20 protein-coding genes and 1 tRNA gene are annotated in these 18,690 nt (G+C 62.9%); 15 read left to right on the top strand and 6 right to left on the bottom strand.

What is annotated here, in order from left to right; all coding sequences use genetic code 11:
* The first annotated feature begins 169 nt into the window (after positions 1-169).
* The 5 genes from udk (at position 170) to ACTNAU_RS07735 (ending at position 5,001) form a co-directional block, all read left to right on the top strand.
* On the top strand, positions 170-802 hold the full coding sequence (gene udk, locus ACTNAU_RS07755) for a uridine kinase (RefSeq protein WP_216401299.1): 633 nt from the start codon (positions 170-172) through the stop codon (positions 800-802).
* Between the two features lie 64 nt (positions 803-866).
* Positions 867-2,030: a M20 metallopeptidase family protein gene (locus tag ACTNAU_RS07750; RefSeq protein WP_441098058.1), complete on the top strand. Its 1,164-nt coding sequence runs from the start codon at positions 867-869 to the stop codon at positions 2,028-2,030.
* A 19-nt stretch (positions 2,031-2,049) separates the two neighbouring features.
* Complete coding sequence (locus ACTNAU_RS07745; RefSeq protein WP_441098057.1) at positions 2,050-2,649, top strand: hydrolase; 600 nt, start codon at positions 2,050-2,052, stop codon at positions 2,647-2,649.
* Between the two features lie 42 nt (positions 2,650-2,691).
* Positions 2,692-3,345 (top strand): HAD family hydrolase, encoded by a 654-nt coding sequence (locus ACTNAU_RS07740; protein WP_185915086.1) that lies wholly within the window; start codon positions 2,692-2,694, stop codon positions 3,343-3,345.
* A gap of 264 nt (positions 3,346-3,609) precedes the next feature.
* Positions 3,610-5,001: an MATE family efflux transporter gene (locus ACTNAU_RS07735; RefSeq protein ID WP_369680653.1), complete on the top strand. Its 1,392-nt coding sequence runs from the start codon at positions 3,610-3,612 to the stop codon at positions 4,999-5,001.
* A gap of 288 nt (positions 5,002-5,289) precedes the next feature.
* Here ACTNAU_RS07735 and ACTNAU_RS07730 read toward each other — a convergent pair whose 3' ends face one another.
* Complete coding sequence (locus tag ACTNAU_RS07730) at positions 5,290-6,456, bottom strand: iron-containing alcohol dehydrogenase (RefSeq protein WP_441098056.1); 1,167 nt, start codon at positions 6,454-6,456, stop codon at positions 5,290-5,292.
* Positions 6,457-6,656: 200 nt separating this feature from the next.
* Entirely contained in the window at positions 6,657-7,262 is a 606-nt protein-coding gene (locus ACTNAU_RS07725) for a flavin reductase family protein (protein ID WP_216401295.1), read from the bottom strand.
* A 164-nt stretch (positions 7,263-7,426) separates the two neighbouring features.
* On the opposite strand from ACTNAU_RS07725, the gene ACTNAU_RS07720 reads away from it, so the two are divergent.
* The 4 genes from ACTNAU_RS07720 (at position 7,427) to ACTNAU_RS07705 (ending at position 10,362) form a co-directional block, all read left to right on the top strand.
* On the top strand, positions 7,427-7,741 hold the full coding sequence (locus tag ACTNAU_RS07720) for a hypothetical protein (RefSeq protein WP_021658241.1): 315 nt from the start codon (positions 7,427-7,429) through the stop codon (positions 7,739-7,741).
* Positions 7,731-8,189, top strand: coding sequence for a HEPN domain-containing protein (locus tag ACTNAU_RS07715; protein ID WP_441098055.1), 459 nt, complete (start codon positions 7,731-7,733; stop codon positions 8,187-8,189). The genes ACTNAU_RS07720 and ACTNAU_RS07715 overlap by 11 nt, the downstream gene beginning before the upstream one ends.
* A gap of 113 nt (positions 8,190-8,302) precedes the next feature.
* Positions 8,303-9,631 carry a DNA recombination protein RmuC gene (gene rmuC / locus ACTNAU_RS07710; RefSeq protein WP_441098054.1) on the top strand — a complete coding sequence of 443 codons (1,329 nt, stop codon included), beginning with the start codon at positions 8,303-8,305 and terminating at the stop codon, positions 9,629-9,631.
* A 53-nt stretch (positions 9,632-9,684) separates the two neighbouring features.
* Entirely contained in the window at positions 9,685-10,362 is a 678-nt protein-coding gene (locus tag ACTNAU_RS07705; protein WP_216401292.1) for a lipase family protein, read from the top strand.
* 7 nt (positions 10,363-10,369) lie between these two features.
* On the opposite strand, the gene ACTNAU_RS07700 is transcribed toward ACTNAU_RS07705, so the two are convergent.
* Entirely contained in the window at positions 10,370-10,792 is a 423-nt protein-coding gene (locus tag ACTNAU_RS07700) for a hypothetical protein (protein ID WP_441098053.1), read from the bottom strand.
* 133 nt (positions 10,793-10,925) lie between these two features.
* Here ACTNAU_RS07700 and ACTNAU_RS07695 point away from each other — a divergent pair.
* Positions 10,926-11,017 (top strand) — tRNA-Ser (locus tag ACTNAU_RS07695).
* A gap of 254 nt (positions 11,018-11,271) precedes the next feature.
* Here the strand turns inward: ACTNAU_RS07695 and ACTNAU_RS07690 are convergent.
* Together ACTNAU_RS07690 and ACTNAU_RS07685 are read right to left on the bottom strand one after the other, a co-directional pair.
* On the bottom strand, positions 11,272-12,303 hold the full coding sequence (locus tag ACTNAU_RS07690) for a hypothetical protein (protein ID WP_441098052.1): 1,032 nt from the start codon (positions 12,301-12,303) through the stop codon (positions 11,272-11,274).
* 179 nt (positions 12,304-12,482) lie between these two features.
* The gene (locus ACTNAU_RS07685; protein ID WP_441098051.1) at positions 12,483-12,989 is read right to left on the bottom strand and encodes an N-acetyltransferase family protein; all 507 of its coding nucleotides are present in this window, start codon (positions 12,987-12,989) and stop codon (positions 12,483-12,485) included.
* A 161-nt stretch (positions 12,990-13,150) separates the two neighbouring features.
* Between ACTNAU_RS07685 and ACTNAU_RS07680 the strand changes: the two genes are divergently transcribed.
* The 3 genes from ACTNAU_RS07680 to ACTNAU_RS07670 are packed head-to-tail and all read left to right on the top strand — an operon-like array spanning position 13,151 to position 15,352.
* Complete coding sequence (locus ACTNAU_RS07680; protein ID WP_044991868.1) at positions 13,151-13,465, top strand: PadR family transcriptional regulator; 315 nt, start codon at positions 13,151-13,153, stop codon at positions 13,463-13,465.
* Positions 13,462-14,226, top strand: a complete 765-nt coding sequence (locus tag ACTNAU_RS07675) for an HAAS signaling domain-containing protein (protein WP_441098050.1) — start codon at positions 13,462-13,464, stop codon at positions 14,224-14,226. Before ACTNAU_RS07680 ends, ACTNAU_RS07675 begins: the two co-directional genes overlap by 4 nt.
* Positions 14,213-15,352 (top strand): DUF4097 family beta strand repeat-containing protein, encoded by a 1,140-nt coding sequence (locus ACTNAU_RS07670; protein WP_441098049.1) that lies wholly within the window; start codon positions 14,213-14,215, stop codon positions 15,350-15,352. Before ACTNAU_RS07675 ends, ACTNAU_RS07670 begins: the two co-directional genes overlap by 14 nt.
* Positions 15,353-15,423: 71 nt before the next feature.
* Here ACTNAU_RS07670 and ACTNAU_RS07665 read toward each other — a convergent pair whose 3' ends face one another.
* A complete protein-coding gene (locus ACTNAU_RS07665; RefSeq protein WP_441098048.1) occupies positions 15,424-16,560 on the bottom strand; it encodes an AI-2E family transporter in 1,137 nt (378 codons plus the stop codon).
* A 153-nt stretch (positions 16,561-16,713) separates the two neighbouring features.
* On the opposite strand from ACTNAU_RS07665, the gene miaB reads away from it, so the two are divergent.
* Entirely contained in the window at positions 16,714-18,132 is a 1,419-nt protein-coding gene (gene miaB / locus ACTNAU_RS07660) for a tRNA (N6-isopentenyl adenosine(37)-C2)-methylthiotransferase MiaB (protein ID WP_441098047.1), read from the top strand.
* A 100-nt stretch (positions 18,133-18,232) separates the two neighbouring features.
* Positions 18,233-18,643, top strand: coding sequence for a YlbF family regulator (locus tag ACTNAU_RS07655; RefSeq protein WP_185915098.1), 411 nt, complete (start codon positions 18,233-18,235; stop codon positions 18,641-18,643).
* Positions 18,644-18,690 lie beyond the last annotated feature (47 nt).

The raw sequence follows: 18,690 nt of genomic DNA, 5'->3' as shown, positions 1-18,690 counted from the left end.
CTTCGCAAATACAGGTTATCATCAAGTATACCACAGGGGGGCGGTGGGGGGAAAGGGGACCTCTCTCGACCGAGTTTTGACAGGGGGATGGAAAACGCCGCACAAATTCGCTATAATGGTACCAATAGCCCCACGGGGCGACACGAGAAAAAGCAGCAGGAGGAAGAGCATGCAACAGGACAAGACCACCATCATCGGCATTGCGGGGGGCACCGGTTCGGGCAAAAGCACCCTGGCCTACAAGCTGAAAGCGGCCTTTTGCGATGAAGATGTGATCATCATGTGCCACGACGACTACTACAAGGCCCACGACGACATGACCTATGAGGAGCGCGCCAAGCTCAATTTTGATCACCCCAACGCCTTTGAGACCGAGTTGCTCGTCACGCACTTAAAACAGCTCAGGGAGGGTAAATCGGTGATGCGGCCGGTCTACTCCTTTGTGGAGCACACCCGCACCGGCGAACAGGTGCAGGTCAACCCGGCCAAGGTCATCATCCTCGAGGGGATCATGATCTTTGAGGACAAGACCCTGCGGGACATGATGGACATGAAGGTCTTTGTCGACACCGACGCCGACGTGCGCATCCTCCGCCGGCTGGTGCGCGACGTCAAGGAGCGGGGCCGCGACCTGGACTCGGTGGTCAACCAGTACCTGACCACCGTCAAGCCGATGCACGACCAGTTTGTCGAGCCCAACAAGAAATACGCCGACATCATCGTCCCCGAAGGGGGGCACAACCAGGTGGCCCTGCACATGCTCATCGACAGGATGCGGGCCATCATCGCCCAGAAGGGGTAAACCAGACCGACCGTACACCCGTTTGCCGTAAAAAGGAGTGTGTTTTGCAATGCGCCATCCCCTGTTGGAACGCGCCTGGGAACTCCAGGACCAGATGGTGGCTGACCGCCGCTATCTGCACCAAAACCCCGAGCTGGGCTTTGAACTGCCCCTCACTGCCGCCTACGTGAAAAAGCGCCTCACCGAGATGGGGTATGAGGTGGAGGACATCTGCCCCAGCGGCTTTGTGGCCATGGCCGGCAAAAAGACCGACGGCAAGGTGCTGCTGGTGCGCGCCGACATGGACGCCCTGCCCATGGCCGAGGAGACCGACGAGCCCTTCAAGTCCCAAAACGGGGCCATGCACTCCTGTGGGCACGACATCCACACCGCCACCCTGCTAGGGGCCGCCCAGCTGCTCAAAGAGCACGAGGACGAGCTGGAGGGCCGGGTCAAACTCTGCTTCCAGCCCGCCGAGGAGCCCATCAAGGGCGCGGTGGAGATGATCGAGAAGGGGGTGCTGGAAAACCCCCACGTGGACGCGGTCTTCGGCACCCACACCTCCATCCCCATGAAGGCCGGGGCCGTCCGGCTGCTGGAGGGGCCGATCCTCGCCTCCAGCGACATCTTCAAGGTCACCATCCACGGCGAGGGCAGCCACGGCTCGATGCCCGAGACAGGGGTGGACCCGGTGAATGTGGCGGCCCACGTCGTCATCGCCCTGCAGTCCATTATCGCCCGCGAGGTCTCGGCCCTGCAGCCGGTGGTGTTGACCTTCGGCAGCATCCAGGCGGGGCAGGCGCCCAACATCGTCCCCTCCGACTGCGTGCTGCAGGGGACCCTGCGCGCCTTTGACCCCGAGGTGCGGAAATTTGCCAAGAAGCGGATGGAGGAGATCATCCACAGCACCGCCGCCACCTTCCGCGCCACTGCCGAGATCAGCTACGAGTCCGAGACGCCCCCCACTGTAAATGACCCCGCCTTTACAAGGGAGATGCAGGGGTACATGAAAGAGGTGGTGGGGGAGGACTGCATCACCGAGGGGCCCCGTATCATGGGCTCGGACGACTTCGCCTACTTCACCGAACAGCGCCCAGGGGCCATGTTCCACTGCGGCATGGGCACCCGGGAAGAGGGCCATCTCTTCGGGCTGCACAACCCCAAGGCCCTCTTTGACGAGCGCTCCCTGCCGGCGGTGGCGGCGGTCTACGCCAACTGCTGCATCCAGTGGCTCAAACACAACAAGTAGCGGGGAGGAGAGGTCGCCCATGGAACAGGAAGTGGACTACAAGGCCGAGTTTATCTCGCTCTTCACCCAGCACGTCTCCCGCCCCGGCAGCGAAAAGCTGCTGGCCTGGCTGGAGAACACCGACTTCTTCACCGCCCCGGCCAGCACCCGCTACCACTGCGCCTGTGAGGGCGGGCTGGCGCGCCACTCCATCAGCGTCTTTCGCACCATGGTGGAGCAGCACTTTCAGGAGGGGGAGGACAACCTGGAGAGCTTTGCCATCTGCGGGCTCCTCCACGACCTCTGCAAGGCCCAGTTTTACAAGGTGGGCAGCCGCAACGTCAAAAATGAGGAGACCGGCCAGTGGGAGAAGGTCCCCTTCTACCAGGTGGAGGATTCCTTCCCCTACGGCCACGGCGAGAAATCGGTCTTTCTCATCGAGCGGTTCATGCGCCTCAAGACCAGCGAGGCCATGGCTATCCGCTGGCACATGGGGGGCTTTGACGACTCGGTGCGGGGCGGCAGCTTTGCCATGAGCAACGCCTTTCGGATGTACCCGCTGGCGGTGAAGCTCCACCTGGCCGATCTGGAGTCCACCTACCTGCGGGAGAGGGGCACCTCCGACGTGCCCAATCGCTGATTTCCCGGGAAACCCGCCCGGCCCTTGACAGGAGGAGAGACGATGCTGCCCTTTCGCGCCGCCATCTTTGACATGGACGGCACCCTCACCCAGTCCACCCACATCTGGGACGGGGTGACCGACCGCTATATCGAGCAGCTGGGCCACCCCCTGCCCGAACACTACTACCAGCGCATCCAGGGGAAGACCTACGAACAGGCCATGGCCTGGCTCATCGCCCTCTACGGCCTCGACAAGACCCCGGGGCAGATGGTCTTTGAGCAGTACCAGATGATCAGGGACCGCTACTGCGCCGTCCCCCTCAAGCCGGGGGTCCTGCCCTTTCTCCAGTATTTAAAGGGGGAGGGGGTCCCCTGCGCGGTGGCCACCCTGGCCGACCCGCGGGTGGCGGGCGAGGTGCTGGGCGCCCACGGGCTGCTGCCCTACTTTGCGGCGGTGGTCAGTGCGGTGGAGCTGGACGACAAGCCCAAGAGCGACCCCGCCGTCTTTTTGGAGGCAGCGGCCCGGCTGCAGACCCCGGCGGGGGACTGCGCGGTCTTTGAGGACAGCCCGTTGGCCGTCGAGACGGCGAAGGGGGCCGGGTTTCAGACGGCGGCCATCGCCGACGACAAAAACGCGCCCCAGTGGGACCGCCTGCGCGCCCTGGCCGACTGGGCCCTGCACGACTACCGGGAACTGATCCCCGCCGCCGAGTAGGCGAGCAAAAGGAAGAGACATTTGCTGCGCCCTCTTTTTCCAAAAGGGGAGAGGGCGGTGGAAAAAAGGGCCGAGGGGCCGCCAAAGAGGCGGTGCTTCGGCCCCTTTTTTGGCACGATGTTGCAAAATGGAGCGGGGTTGTGCAGCTCTGAGCAGAAAAACGTCAAAAATCGGCAGCATTCCCGCTTCCCCCTTTACCCCTGCGGGAATGGGTGTATAATGAAAATGTGAATAAAAGCGAAATATTGTAAAGTGGGTGTGAACGTGCAGCTATTTCGATGTGAGAAGTTGATGCGGGGCGTGGAGCAGGAGGGGGAGGTCCCCGACGAACGGACCGTCTTAAAGACGACGCTGAACATTGCCTGGCCCTCCATTTTGGAGTCCTTCCTCATCAGTCTGGTGGGGATGGTGGACACGGTGATGGTCAGCTCGCTGGGCTCTTACGCCATTGCGGCGGTGGGGCTCACCACCCAGCCGAAATTCATCGCCCTGGCGGTCTTTATGTCGCTGAACGTGGCCATCTCGGCCATTGTGGCCCGCCGCCGGGGCGAGGGGGACCGGGACAGCGCCAACCGGGTGCTGGTGCAGGCCCTGATCATCTCGGTGGTGCTGACGGTCGTCATCTCGGTGGTGACGGTGATTTGGGCCGACCCCATCATCCGCCTGTGCGGCTCGGCCCCCGATACCCACGACGCGGCGGTGGGCTACCTGCGCATCATCCAGGGGGGGATGATCTTCAACGTCCTCTCCATGGTCATCAACGCCGCCCAGCGGGGCTGTGGCAACACCAAGATCGCCATGCGCACCAACCTGGTCTCCAACGGGGTGAACATCGTCCTCAACTACCTCCTCATCGGGGGGAACCTGGGCTTCCCCAAACTGGGGGTACAGGGGGCGGCCATCGCCACGGTGGCCGGCACTATCTGCGCCTGTGTCATGAGCTTTGTCTCGGTGATGCACCCCGGTCAGTTCCTCAGCATTCAGGACTTCTTCAGCCTCAAGTTCGATCGGCGCAACCTCTCGGCCATCGTCAACATCGGCTCCAGCACCCTGGCCGAACAGGTGTTTCTGCGCATCGGCTTTCTGGTCTACGCGGTGCTGGTGGCCAAATTGGGCACCACCGCCTTTGCCGCCCACCAAATCGGGATGAACATCATGAACATCTCCTTCTCCTTTGGCGACGGGCTCTCGGTGGCGGCCATCGCCCTGGTGGGGCGCAGCCTGGGCGAAAACCGGCGGGACATGGCCAAGATCTACGGCGGGGTCTGCCAGCGGATGGGGGTCCTCTTTTCGGCCGCCATCTCGGTGGTCTGTATCGCCCTGGGCACCCCCATCTTCATGCTCTTTTCGCGGGAGGAGGAGATCCTCCGCTACGGCGAGATGATCATGGTCATCATGGCTGTCATCACCTTTATGCAGGTGGCCCAGGTGGTCTTTTCCGGCTGCCTGCGGGGGGCGGGGGACACCAAGTTCACCGCTGTGGTCTCCCTCATCAGCGTCACCTTCATCCGCCCGGGGCTGGGCTACCTCTTCTGCTACCCCCTGAACATGGGCCTCTTCGGTGCCTGGCTGGGGCTGGCGGTGGATCAGCTGGCCCGGTTCCTGCTGACCTACATGCGCTTTCACAGCGGCAAGTGGATGCACTTTAAAATCTGACCGGCTCTCCCTATAAAGTGAGAAAAGCGGCCCTCTCGGCGAGGGCCGCTTTTTTGGCGGGAGAAGGGGAGGCCCGGCAGGCAGGGGAGGGCCGCCTTTGCACAGGTGGGAAGCCGCCCCTCTGCCTTGGTGGGGGGAGGGACAAATAGTCTTTACCCGCTTTTTCCCAGCGGGCGCAGCAGCGGCAATGAGGGTTGCCCGCGCGTTGCCACCCTGTTTCTCCCCAAAAGAGCCCCCCCGCCCATCCTTTGGGCGGGGGGCTCTCTCTTCTTTAGATGGGGCGGACCCCTACAGGGCCAGGCGGTAGACGGCGGCGATGTCCTCCTCGTTCAGGTGGGCAAAGTGGCCGGCATAGGGGCGGCCGTCCAGGGCGCGCCGGGCCATCTCGGGGATGCGGTCGGCGGGGATCTTCAAGTCGGCAAAGGAGGTGGGCATCCCCAGGGAGCGGAAGAAGGCCTCCAGCCGGCGAATGCCCTCCAGGGCGATTGTCTCGGGCTGGTCAAAGGCCAGGTCCACGTCCATCACCCGCACGGCGAACTGCACGAAGCGGGGGAGGTTTTGCTTGTAGACGTACTTCATCCAGGCGGGGGTGATGACGGTGAGCCCCGCGCCGTGGGTCACGTCGTAGAGGGCCGAGAGCTCGTGCTCGATGTCGTGGCAGGCCCAGTCCTCCTCCCGGCCCATCCCCAGCAGGTCGTTGTGGGCCACGTTGCCCACGAACATCACCTCGGCCCGGTAGTCGTAGTTGTCCGGCTCGGCCAGGACGCGGGGGGCGGTCACCAGCATGGTGCGCAGGGCCCCCTCCAGCAGCCGGTCGGTGAAGTCCACGTGCTCGGTCTGGGTGAAGTAGCGCTCCATCAGGTGGGACATGATGTCGCAGCAGCCCGCCGCCGTCTGGTAGGCGGGGAGGGTGTAGGTGGTCTCGGGGTCGAGGATGGCGAATTTGGGGAGGATGTGGGGGGAGGAGCACATCCGCTTCTGGCTGCCCTCATCCTTGGTGATGATGCAGGCCTTGCTGGATTCCGAGCCGGAGGCGGGGATGGTCAGCACCACCCCGATGGGCAGGGCCTTTTGTACCTGGGCCTTGCCGGTGAAGCAGTCCCACACGTCGCCGTCCATGCAGGCGCCGGCGGCAATGGCCTTGGAGGAGTCGATGGCGCTGCCCCCGCCGATGGCCAGCACAAAGTCCAGCTGGTTCTCCCGGCAGAGGCGGATGCCCTCTTTTACGGTGGAGAGGCGGGGGTTGGGGACCACCCCGTCGTACTCGACAAACTCGATGCCGGCGGCGCTCAGAGAGGCCTCGATGCGCTCGAGAAGCCCGTTTTTGCGCAGGTAGTCGCCGCCGAAGTGGACCAGGGCGCGGCTGCCGTACTCTCTGGCGACGGCGCCGACCTCGTCCTCCCGGCCCTTGCCGAAGAGGATGCGGGTGGGGTTGTGAAATGTAAAGTTCTGCATGATTTGCGTCACCTGTTCTTTCTCGCTCTCGGGAGAGAGGCGTTTTGTCGCTGTTCTTTCCCTCCCATTATACGGCGGGGGGCGCGGTTCGTAAATGAACGCTTTGCATCAATTTCCCAGGAAAATGTCCGTCCCCCTTTATGATTTGAGGGCAGTTGCAGGGTTTTGCAAGGCATTTTGGGCCGGTTTGACAGCTCCCCCTATTTTTCCGCCGAAGGGGGGACGAACCGCTGGGTCTTCTTGCGGCCGGGGCCCCGCACCGTGTAGCCAAAGCTGCCCAGCTTCTCCCCCTGGGCAAAGTACTCGCCGTGGGTGTAGTGGATGAGTTCGGCCCGGTCCAAACAGAGTTTCCCGCTCCCGTCCAGAAGGGACTCCTCCACGTCCACCGCCACGATTTCGGCCAGAAACATGTGGTGGCTGCCCAGCTCCAGCACCTGGGTGACCCGGCACTCCAGGTTCACCGGGCTCTCGGCCACCAGGGGGGCGGCGATCTTGCTGGCCGGGGCGCGGGTGAGCCCGGCGGCGGCAAATTTGTCCCCGTCCCTGCCGGAGCGGACGCCGCACCAGTCGCAGGCGCGCAGCAGGGGGCGGCTCACCAGGTTGATGGCGAACTCGCCCCTCTCGCGGATCAGGGGGTAGGAGTGGCGCTCCGGCCGCACCGAGATGTAGGTCATGGCCGGCTTGGTGCAGACGGTGCCGGTCCAGGCGACGGTGAGGAGGTTGGAGCGCTCCCCCTCGCCGCAGCTGACCAGCACCGCCGGCACCGGCGCCAGCAGCGCCCCCGGTTTCCAACACTGTTTTGCCATAAAAAATACCTCCTGTCTCTCTTCTCTTGCCCCACCAGGATAGCACAATTGGGGCAAAATTCCCAGCCCGGGGCGGGCATTCGGTTGCAAGGGGCGGGGGAAAGGGGTAAACTAAGGGCAGATGGGGCGGCGGCCCCGCTGTTTGAAAAGAGGAGGGAGTGCCGATGGAAGAACAGGGATTGGGCGAACAGATCTTGCAGGTCTGTGCAGAGGTGCGGCGGCTGGCGCGGCCGGAGAAGGTGATCCTCTTCAACCGCAAGCTGACGCTGTCGGGCAAGACTGCCAGCTTCAAGCTGGTGGTGGTGGCCGACACCGCGGACAAGCGGCGGCTGGAGAAGGAGCTCTACCTGGCCATCGACAGCCCGGTGCCCTTTGACGTGGTCCTCTACACCCCTGGGGAGTGGGCGCAGCTGGCCGGAGAGCGGGGCTCTTTTGCCGCCAAGGTGCGGCGGATGGGGAAGGTGCTCTATGAGGCGTAGACACAACACCGGGGACAGTCGCCGCTACTACGACTGGATGGACAGGGCCGAGGAGGACATGGAGACGGTGGAGCTGCTGCGGCGGGAGGACCGCTGCTATTTCAGCTGTGCCTTCCACTGCCAGCAGGCCATCGAAAAGGCCCTAAAGGCCTATATCCTGGTCAAGACCGGGAACCTGGTGGACGGGCACAACCTCTCCTGGCTCTGCAAACAGGCCGTCAAGCACGACGAAGAATTCACACAGTGGCTGGACGAGAGCGCGGCCCTCAACCACTGCTACATCGAGACCCGGTACCCCACCGATGTCCCCTACGAGATGGGGCGGGGCCAGGTGCGGCGGTTTGCCGACATGGCGCGGGAGATGTTCACCTTTATCTGCGAGCAGGTGGAGGAGGAGCTGGACGCCAGCGAGCCGCCCTCCGCCGAGCCGGAGGCAGACGGGGAGTAGCCGCCTGAAAGGCGCGGGGCAGAGAGGGGGCCCCGCGCCCTTTTTGCGCCCGTTTGGGGGTGCAACCGGCGGGGAGATGTGCTATACTAAACAACAGTTCTTTTTTGAAAAGGGTGGAGGGATCGGTTTTGGAGATGGCGATTTTGCTGGTGTTGGCCGCGGTGTTGGCCCTGCAGGCGGCGGTGCTGATTTTGCTGCTGCGGCGCAGGGGGGATGCCGGCGGGGAGGAGCTGAAGGAGGCCCTGCGGCAGGAGGCCCAGGCCGCCCGGGCGGACACCCTGCAGACGGTGCAGGCCTCGGTCACCGGGCTGGGAGAGGTGCTGGCCCAGTCCCAGCGGCAGTTCACCGCCGTCCTCAACGAGCGGCTGGGGGACCTGAACACCCAGCTGACCCTGCGGCAGGAGAGCTTGCAGCAGTCGGTGGACCGCTCGGTGCGGGGCACCGACGCCCGGATGGCCGAGTTCACCCGCCAGAGCGCCGAGCAGATGGAGCAGATGCGCGCCACTCTGCAAAACCGGGTCAGCGCCATGCAGGAGGACAACGCCCGCCAGCTGGACCGGATCCGCCTGACGGTGGACGAAAAGCTGCAAAAGACCCTGGACGAGCGGCTGGGCCAGTCCTTCAAGGTGGTCAGCGAGCGGTTGGAGCAGGTCTACAAAGGCCTGGGGGAGATGCAGACCCTGGCCGTGGGGGTGGGGGATCTGAAAAAGGTCCTCTCCAACGTCAAGACCCGGGGCATCCTGGGCGAGATCCAGCTGGGGGCCATCCTGGAGCAGATCCTCGCCCCTGAGCAGTACGGCCAGAACGTCTGCACCAAACCGGGGAGCAAGAACGTGGTGGAGTTTGCCGTCAAGCTGCCGGGGGACGGGGAGGAGCCGGTCTGGCTGCCCGTTGACGCCAAATTCCCGGCTGACGCCTACGCCCAGCTGATGGACGCCTACGACCGGGGGGACCCCGCCGAGATCGAGCAGTTGGGCACCGCTTTGGAGCGGCGGGTCAAGCAGTTTGCCAAGGACATCCGCGACAAGTACATCGCCCCGCCCCACACCACCGATTTCGGCATCCTCTTCCTGCCGGTGGAGGGGCTCTACGCCGAGGTGGTCCGTCGGGGGCTGGTGGAGACGCTGCAAAACGAGTACAAGATCAGCCTGGCCGGGCCCACCACCATGGCGGCCATGCTCAACAGCCTGCAGATGGGCTTTCGCACCCTGGCCATCCAAAAGCGCTCGGGCGAGGTGTGGCAGGTGCTGGGGGCGGTCAAGACCGAGTTCGGCAAGTTCGAAGGGGCCCTCTCGGCCGCCCAGCAGCGGCTGGAACAGGCGGGCAGCGAGCTGGACCGGCTGGTGGGGGTGCGCACCCGCCAGATCCAGCGCCGCCTAAAAGAGGTGAGCCAGCTGCCCGAGGAAGAGGCGGGCGAGGTGCTGGGCCTGCCCGAGGCGTAGGGGCGCAGAGAGACACCCCCAGAGCATAGACTGGCTCCGGGGGTGTTTTGAAGATGGAATACAAGGGCTTTGCCGCGATGCTGGAGCTGTCGGCCGCGGCCTACGGCGACAACCTGCCGGTAAAAAAGGGGCGGGAAGTGCGCTTTATCGACAGCGGGAAGACGGGCATCCAGCTCTATATGGAGTGCGTGGGTAAAACCGTCTACATCGCCTTTCGGGGAACCGATTCGGCCAGGGACTGGGCCACCGATTTTCGCTTTTGCAAAAAGAAGATCCCCTACGACAACGCCGCTTCCAAAATTCGGGTGCACGGGGGCTTTATCGACATGTACAAAAACCCCGAAGTGCGCGACGCCATCCGCTATTTTCTCCCCAAAGAGGCGGAGAAGGTGCGGGTCACCGGCCACTCCTACGGGGCGGCGCTGGCGGTTTTGTGCGCGGTGGATCTACAGTACAACTTTCCCGAAAAGGACTTTGAAGTGGTGCTCTTCGGCTGCCCGCGGGTGGGCAACCGGGCCTTTGCCCAGTCCTTCAACCGGCGGGTGTTCAAGACCTTTCGGGTGGAAAACGGCAACGACATCGTCACCAAGGTGCCCTTTGCCTGGATGGGGTTTCGCCATGTGGGCATCCGGGTCGCCGTCGGCCCCCCGCGGCTGCCGGGCGCCATCTCCTTTGAGGCCCACCGGCCGCAAAACTACTACCGGGGGCTGCTCCGCTCCCAGGGGCTGTGACGGCCTGCTAGCGCAAAAACCCCTTCATGGTCTCGATGTTTTGCTGCTCGGTCTCCAGCAGTTTTTGGGCCAGGGCGCGCACCTCGTCGCTGGCGCAGGTGTACTCCTTGAGCCGCTTGGTCATGTCCACCACCCCCATGGTGCTGCCCTGAATGAGCATCTCGGCGATGTGGGAGGGGGAGTTGTCGGCCAGGGTCTTGAGCTCCAGCATCATATAGGCCGAGAATTTGGCCATGGCGCCGGTCTTTTCCAGCTCCACCCCGGCCAGCTGTTTGGCCTCGGCGAAGATTTTGCGGTACTCCTCCTTTTGGGTGAGGAGGGCGACCTTGAAGTGGTCGTCCTCGGCGATCCCCACCAGCCGGTCGAGGGTGGAGAGCCCCATTTCGGTGTTTTTGTAGATGAAGTCGAGCATTTCAGTGTTCTGGTCCATGATTCGTTTTCCCCCTATTTTGGTTTTGCAGATAGTGTGGGCACAAAGAGACAAATTATTTGCGAAAATGAAAAAAAGGGGGTTGATTTTTTGGAAACCCATGGGTATAATAAATGAGCGCCCTGCGATATGCGGAAAGATGGCTGAGCTGGTCGAAGGCGCACGACTGGAAATCGTGTAGGCGGTGATACCGTCTCGAGGGTTCGAATCCCTCTCTTTCCGCCACGAGAAGCAACCGATTTGGTTGCTTCTTTTTTTGTTTTGCGAGAACAGAAAATCCCCCCCGGCAAAGAGAGGGGGGCCGGCGCTTTGCCACACCTGTACAGACGGGGGCGGCGGCAGGGGCACCTTCCCTTTTTCCCGGCTTTAGGCGGGTTCGACCCCCGCGGGGGAGGGGCTTTGGGGAGATGGAAAGCCGCTTGCCGCTGCGAACACATATTACAAAAAGGCGGCTGTTTTTCCAGCCGCCTTTTGTCCGTTTATGAGGGTTTCTTTGCCAAAAACTCCATCTCCATCTGCAAAGAGCTCTCGGGCTGTCCCATGTAAAAGCGACAGAGGACATCGGAGGTCTCGTCGTAGAAATAGATCCAGTCGTAGATGACCTCAAAGGAGTCGATCCCCTGCAATCGGGGGATCTCCTCCACCGTCTCCCAGCGCAGGCGGTAGACCCTTTTCTCCGAATTGGCGCCGTCCATAAAATAGATCCACTGGCTGTCGTAGGTGATGAAGATGGGAAAGGTCGCGCGGCTGACGGTGAGGTGCATCCGGCTTCCGCCAAAGGGGGCCCGGTAGATGCCGTTGTCCGCGTAGTAGACGCCCTCTGGGGTGACCAGGTGGGAGCCGCTGCGCTCGCTGGGCAGGGAGAGGGGGGATGCCAGCTCGCCCTTCTCGGTCGAGAGGAGGGCGACATTCAGGGAGAGGGGGTCTTTTTCGTCCACCCACTCCCGGTAGGCGACACCGGCGGAACCGCTGAGAACGCCGCTGTAAAAGTGGGGGTAGCTGGCCCCCTCGTCGGCGGGCACCTGCTCCTCCAGGGTCGGGGCGAGGGGATTTTGCAGCCGGTAGAGCAGCCGGTCGCCGCCGTCGGGGGTGGTGACATAGAGGGCGTCTTTGAGGAGGGAGACGTCCCCCGCCTCGATCCCCAGGGGGTGGACGGCGCGGGTCTGCAGATCCAGGGCAAAGAGGGCGCCGTCTTGCAGGTAGTAGAGGTATTTCTGGTAGCGGATGAGGGACTGCGCCCGGGAGGACAGGGGGAGGATCAACTCGCCGCTGGCTGTTCCCCTGCCGATTTGGTAGATGCCCCGCCTGCCTGCGGCGTAGATGTAGTTTTCGTCTCCGGCGGTGAGACGGCCCTGGTCCCTGCAGTCCATGTCGATCCCCAGATCGGCCGCGCTGACAGGGGAGGAGAGGGGGGCGTCGTCTTGGGAGAAGGCGGCGCAGCCGCCCAACAAAAGGGAGGCGGCCGCCAGGCAGGCGACCAGGCGCAGGGTGAGAACGCGCTGTCTTTGCAAGGTGGTTTCGCCCCCTTTTCTGCTCAAATTTCTAAAAAAACAGGTTCATCAGAATGTCTTTTAAAGACAGTATACAAAAAAAGTGCCCCCCTGACAATCCCACCGCGGGGACGGATCGCCGGGAGCGCACAAAACGCCCCCTCTTTGGAGGGGGTGTTCCCGGCTTTTGGAGAGGGCGGCTACTGGGGAAAGGCGAGGTCTTCCAAGGCCTGGGCGTCCAGGCGAAAGACCGTCCAGTCGTCCAGCGGGCGGGCGCCCATCTTTTTGTAAAAGGCGATGGAGGGGGCGTTCCAGTCCAGGCAGAACCACTCCATCCGGCCGCAGTCCTCCTCCCGCGCCAGGTTGGCCAGGTATTGCAGCAGGAGCTTGCCCAGCCCCAGCCCGCGGTGGGCCGGGCGGACGAACAGGTCCTCCAGATAGAGGCCGGGCTTGCCGACAAAGGTGGAGAAGTTGTAGAAGTAGAGGGCAAACCCCACCGGCTCCCCCTCCAGCTCGCCGATGACGCAGCGGGCGGCCCCCCGCCCAAAGAGGGAGTGGCGCAGGGTCTCGGCGGTGGCTTCCACCAAGTCGCCCATCTTCTCGTACTCGGCCAGCTCCTTGATAAAGGAGAGGATGAGCGGGCAGTCCTCTTCCCGCGTGGGGCGGATGACAAATTCGCCTCCCGGGGTGACAAAGCGGTTTTTCACAGCGGATCTCCTTTCTCTCGCAGTCTGTTTTCCTTCTTTTTCAAACGCCCTCTATTATGCCCCATCCCCCCTTTTTTTGCAACCTTCAGAAAAGAGGGGGAAAAGGGGTTGACAAAGTATACTATGTACAATATAGTATTATGTGTAAGGAGGGATGAGCCATCGACGTACAGATGAAAAAGGGGCTGCTGGAGGCATGTGTCCTCACCGCCCTGAAAAAAGAGGACTCATACGGGTACAAAATCATAGGCGATCTCTCAGAATATATAGAGATATCGGAGTCGACTCTCTATCCGATCCTCAAGCGCCTGGAGGGAAACGGTTGTCTCACCACCTATTCGCAGGCGCACAACGGCCGCCTGCGCAAATACTACAAGATCACCGAAGAGGGGGTCCGCCGCCTGGGCGAGTTCGCCGGAGACTGGCCGCAGCTAAAGAGGATATACTGCTATATTTTGGGGGAGGATGCACTGTGAGACGGGACGAATTTATGAACGCCCTGCGCCAGAAGATCGCGCCGCTGTCAGAGGGCGAGCGGGACATGGCCATGGACTACTACAATGAGATGATCGCCGACAAGCTGGAGGCGGGGATGGACGAGGAGGAGGTCATCGCCCAGTTTGGCCCGGTGGAGGAGATCGCCGACAAACTGATTGCCGAGAGCGAGGGCGGCGCCAAGAAGGAGCCCGCCGCGCCCCCGCCGCAGACGCATCCGACCGGCGACCCGCGGCCGCAGATGGGGGGACAAGCGCCTTTCACCGCCCCCCGTCCGCCCTACGGCGCCCCCCCGGTGGGAAACTACGGCGCACCGCCCTACGGCCAGCCCTACGCGCCCCCGCCGCCCCGCCAGAGAGAGGACAGCCAGGTGCTGAAAATCGTGCTGCTGGCGGTGACCAGCCCCATCTGGGCGAGTTTGGCGCTGGCGGTCGGCATGGTCGCCCTGGCCCTGCTCCTCGTCGGGTGGATGCTGGTGCTCTCCCTGTTTGTCATGTCCTTTGCCTTTTTGGCGTCGGGATTCATCTACTTAGTGCCCTCTTTTGCGCTGCTGGCGCAAAACACCGTGATCGGGGCCTTTCAAATCGGGATCTGCCTGCTGTTTGCGGGGTTTGCCATCCTCTCCTTCCTGGGGGGATGGGGGCTGGCAAAGGCCATGATGAAGGGCTGCAGCGCCCTCTTTGGCTGGCTGGGCAGCATTGGGAAAAAGAGAAAGGGGGCTGCTGTCAATGAAGCACATTAGGGGTTGGCTGATCGCCGCCGCGGCGCTCTGTGTCGCCGGGGCCCTGCTGGCGGGCGGCGCCTTTGCCATGGTCGGCTTCGACGTCTGGCAGTTGGACGCCACCAGCGGCGAAGTCGAGGAGAAGAGTTACAGTGCCCCGGCCGCGGGGGTGGAGGAGATCCGCCTGGAACTGGGCAACCGGCGGGTGGAAATCCTCCCTGCCGAGGGGACGGAGATCGCCCTCGAGTACACCGAGACCAAGTACTGCAAGTTTGAAATAACCAACGAGAACGGGGTGCTGCGGGTGCGCAGCGTCAACACCGAGCGGCACTACAACTGGTTGCGTCGGGTCTGGTCGGGGATGTTCAGCGGCCTGAACGAGGTCCGCACCCGCTGTGTCCTGCGGGTGCCGCAGGACTACCAGAAACTGCTCTCGGTGCGCACCACCAACGGCAAGATCAGCTGTAACGGGATGGAGCGGTTGGAGGGCCTGTCGCTGGACACCTCCAATGCCGCCATCGAGGTGGAGAGCTGCACCCTGCCCCAGTTGAAGGCCAGCACCACCAACGCCCGCATCGAGTTGGAGGACCTGTCGGTGGCGGGGACGACCACCCTCTCGACCACCAACGGCTCGCTGCACCTCACCCAGGTCAAGGCAAACCGGCTGGAGATGAAGACCACCAACTCCTCCATCGACCTGGACAGTGTCTCCGCTAGCGGCGAACTGGAGGCAGAGACCAAAAACGGCACCATCAAAGGGCGGGCCCTGGACGTGGGGAACACCCTCTGGCTCAAGACCACCAACGGCGCCCTCACCCTGGAGGATTCCCAGGCGGGGGTGGCCACGGTGGAGACCACCAACGCCGCTGTGCGGCTCGAGCGCATCTCCTGCGGTAAGACCTTTACCGCCACCTCCAAAAACGGCCGGGTCGAGTTTGAGCGGCTAGAGGCCACCACCGCCAACTTCAAGACCACCAACGCCTCCATCAAGGGCAGCTTTGTGGGCAGCCAGGGCGATTACAACTACCGCTGCACCACCACCAACGGCAAGTCCAACCTGGGCGAGAGCGGCGGGACGGGCGCGCAGAAGCAGTTTTACTGCGCCACCACCAACGGCAACATCGACATCTCCTTCACCCAGTCTTAAACAGATTTCCACTGACTTTGAGAAAAGCAGCGCCACCCAATTTGGGTGGCGCCGCTTTTTACCGGTGGGGGTCAGCGGATGTCCAGCTGTTTTTTCTTGAGGACCTCGTTTGTCTTTTTGGAGGTGAGGGTGTAGAGGACCGAGCAGGCGGGGACGCCGATGATGACCCCGGGGATGCCGGCGATGCCGCCGCCGACGATGAGGGCCGCCATCACCCAAAAGCCGGTGAGACCGATGGAGGAGCCCACGATGCGGGGGTAGATGAGACTGCCCTCCAACTGCTGCAGGCAGACGATGAAGATGACGAACCACAGGGCCTTGATGGGGCTCTCGATGAGGATGAGGAAGGCGCTGGGGATGGCCCCCAGATAGGCGCCCAGGATGGGGATGAGGGCGGTGACCCCCACGATGACGCTGATGAGGGGGGCGTAGGGGAAGCGGAAGATGCTCATCCCCAAAAAGCAGAGGCCGCCGAGGACAAAGGCCTCGGTGAGCTGGCCGGTGAAGTAGCCGTTGAAGGTGTTGTTGGTGAGGGCGGCCACGTCGTGCACCTTGCGGAAGATGTTCTCGGGGAGGAGGGCGGCGGCGAGCTTTTTCACCCCGCGCACCATCTTCTCCTTGTTAAAGAGCATGTAGAGGGCGAAGACGAAGCCCATGAACACATTGATGAGGCTGGAGGCAAACCCCACCACCCCGCCGATGAGTTTGGGCACAAAGTCGGTGAGGAAGTTGAGTAGCCACTGCAGGGCGTCGTTAAAATAGGTGGTGAGTTTGGTGGCCACCTCGGCGGGCAGCTCGACGTTTTGCGAGATGTCGGTCACCCACTTTTGCACCTCGTTCATGTAGCCTGGCATTTGCCGGCCCAGCAGCATCACGCTGTCGGTGAGCTGGGGGCCCACGTAGCGGATGATGACGGTGAAGAGGAGGATCACCACCAGCAGCGTCAGCAGGATGGAGACGGTGCGGCGCAGGGAGGGCAGCTCCTTGCGGATGAGGAAGCGGTCGACCAGCCCCTGCTCGATGGCCCGCATGGGGATGTTGAGGATAAAGGCGATGAAAAAGCCGATGACAATGGGGGAGAGGAGCCCCATCATCCCGTCCGCCAGGTTGAAGAGGCGGCCGATGTTTTGCAGCAAAAAGAAGAGCAGAATGCCGTAGGTGATGGGCCAGACCCACCGCTTGAAGTTGAAGTCTTGTGTCGGTTTCAAAAAATCACATCCTTATAAATACCGATTATAGTATACCCGGAAAAAAGATGGAAGGTTTTCTGCGAATTTTCACAATCTTCACAACCGGAACTTGAAGCAAAGGGACAAAAATGGTATGATGAAACGCGAATGGACAAATTAGGAGGAACACCTTTGAAGAGCCAAACAAACCCGCCTTCCCCCCGCTTTTCCAGCGCGGGGATCGAGGCCGCCAGGCAGCAGTGCCTCGCCCTCTACGGGGCCCGGCGGCCCCTAGCCCACATCCACTCCTACGGCTGCCAGCAAAACGTCAGCGACGGGGAGAAGATCAAGGGGATGCTCGCCGAGATCGGCTACGGCTTCACCGAGCGCCGGGAGGAGGCCGACCTGGTCATCTACAACACCTGCGCCGTGCGGGAGCACGCCGAGCAAAAGCTCTACGGCAACGTGGGGGCCCTCAAGGGCTACAAGGCCAAAAACCCCGGCATGGTCATCGGCCTGTGCGGCTGCATGATGCAGCAAAAGCCGGTGCAGGAGCGCATCCGCCGCAGCTACCCCTTTGTGGACCTGGTCTTTGGCACCCACGCCCTGCAAAATTTCCCCCAAAACCTCTGCGAGGTGCTGCGGGGGCGGCAGGGCAGCCCTGCCCGGGTCTTTGATGCCGAGGAGGGGGAGAACGTGATCGTCGAGGGGATGCCGGTGCGCCGGGACGGCTCTGTCAAGGCCTGGGTCCCCATCATGTACGGCTGCGACAACTTCTGCTCTTACTGCGTGGTGCCCTTGGTGCGCGGCCGCGAGGTCAGCCGCCGCCCCGAGGACGTGGTGGCCGAGGTGCGCGGCCTGGTGGAGGCCGGGTACAAAGAGATCACCCTGCTGGGGCAAAATGTCAACAGCTACGGCAAGGGGCTGGACAAGCCCTGCGACTTTGCCGACCTGCTCGAGCGCATCTGCCGCATCCCCGGCGACTTCTGGGTGCGGTTCATGACCTCCCACCCCAAGGACATCACCCACAAGCTCCTGGACCTCATCGCCAGGGAGGAGAAGCTCTGCAGCCACATCCACCTGCCGGTGCAGTCGGGCAGCGACCGGGTGCTGCGGGAGATGAACCGCCACTACGACCGGGCCGGCTATCTGGAAAAGATCGCCTATGCCAAGGCGGTCATCCCTGGCGTCACCTTTACCAGCGACATCATTGTCGGCTTCCCCGGCGAGAGCGAAGAGGAGTTTTTGCAGACGGTGGACCTGGTGCGGGAGGTGGGCTACGCCAGCCTCTTCATCTTCATCTTCTCCCCCCGGCCGGGCACCCGCGCCGCGGGGATGGAAGACCCCGTCCCCGCGGCCGAGAAGAGCCGCTGGTTTGCCCAACTGCAGGAGGTGCAGCGCGCCATCGGCAGCGCCCGCTTTGCGGGGCTGGTGGGCCAGACCCTGCGGGTGCTGGTGGATGGCCCCGGCAAACAGCCCGGGCAGATGACCGGGCGGGACGAGCACGGGACCGTGGTCGCCTTTGCCGGGGAGGAGGGCCTTGGCGGGCAGTTTGTCCAGGTCAAGATCACCGAGGCGCAAAACTGGGCGGTGGCGGGCGAGCTGGTTTAAATTCTTGCCCTTTGCCCTTGCCCCCCAAAAAGAGAAATCAATAAATTTGTCCCCCCAAAGCCCGCCAAAGGGCGCGGGGGAGAATGGGGAGGATTTGAAAATGGATATTATCGCACAGGCCAGAGAACTGGCCAAGGAAATTCAGAAGGACGAGCGCTACCTGGCCCTGCAGCTGGCCCAGCAGCAAAACGACGAGGACAAGGAGCTGGGGGCTGCCATCGGCAAGTTCAACCTGGTGCGGATGAACCTCAACGCCGAGATGAGCAAGAGCGAGAAGGACAAAGCCCGCATCGACCAGCTCAACGCCGAGATGCGCACCCTCTACGCAGAAATCATGAAAAACCCCCATATGCTGGCCTTTAGCGCCGCCAAGGACGAGGTGGACAAGCTGGCCAACCAGATCAACACCATCTTGATGATGGCCATCAACGGCGAGGACCCCGACGAGATCGACGTGAGCGCCGCCGGCTGTGGCGGCAACTGCTCCTCCTGCTCCGGCTGCGGGCAGTAAGTGGGGCGCGGGGGGGGGGGGGCGCGGCGGGGGGGGGGGGGGGGCGG

It is taken from the genome of Bittarella sp. HCP28S3_D9, assembly GCF_052065655.1.
Taxonomy (GTDB): domain Bacteria; phylum Bacillota; class Clostridia; order Oscillospirales; family Ruminococcaceae; genus Bittarella; species Bittarella massiliensis.
Note: the sequence above shows the minus strand (reverse complement) of the source record. Positions and strands in the feature narration are given on the sequence as shown.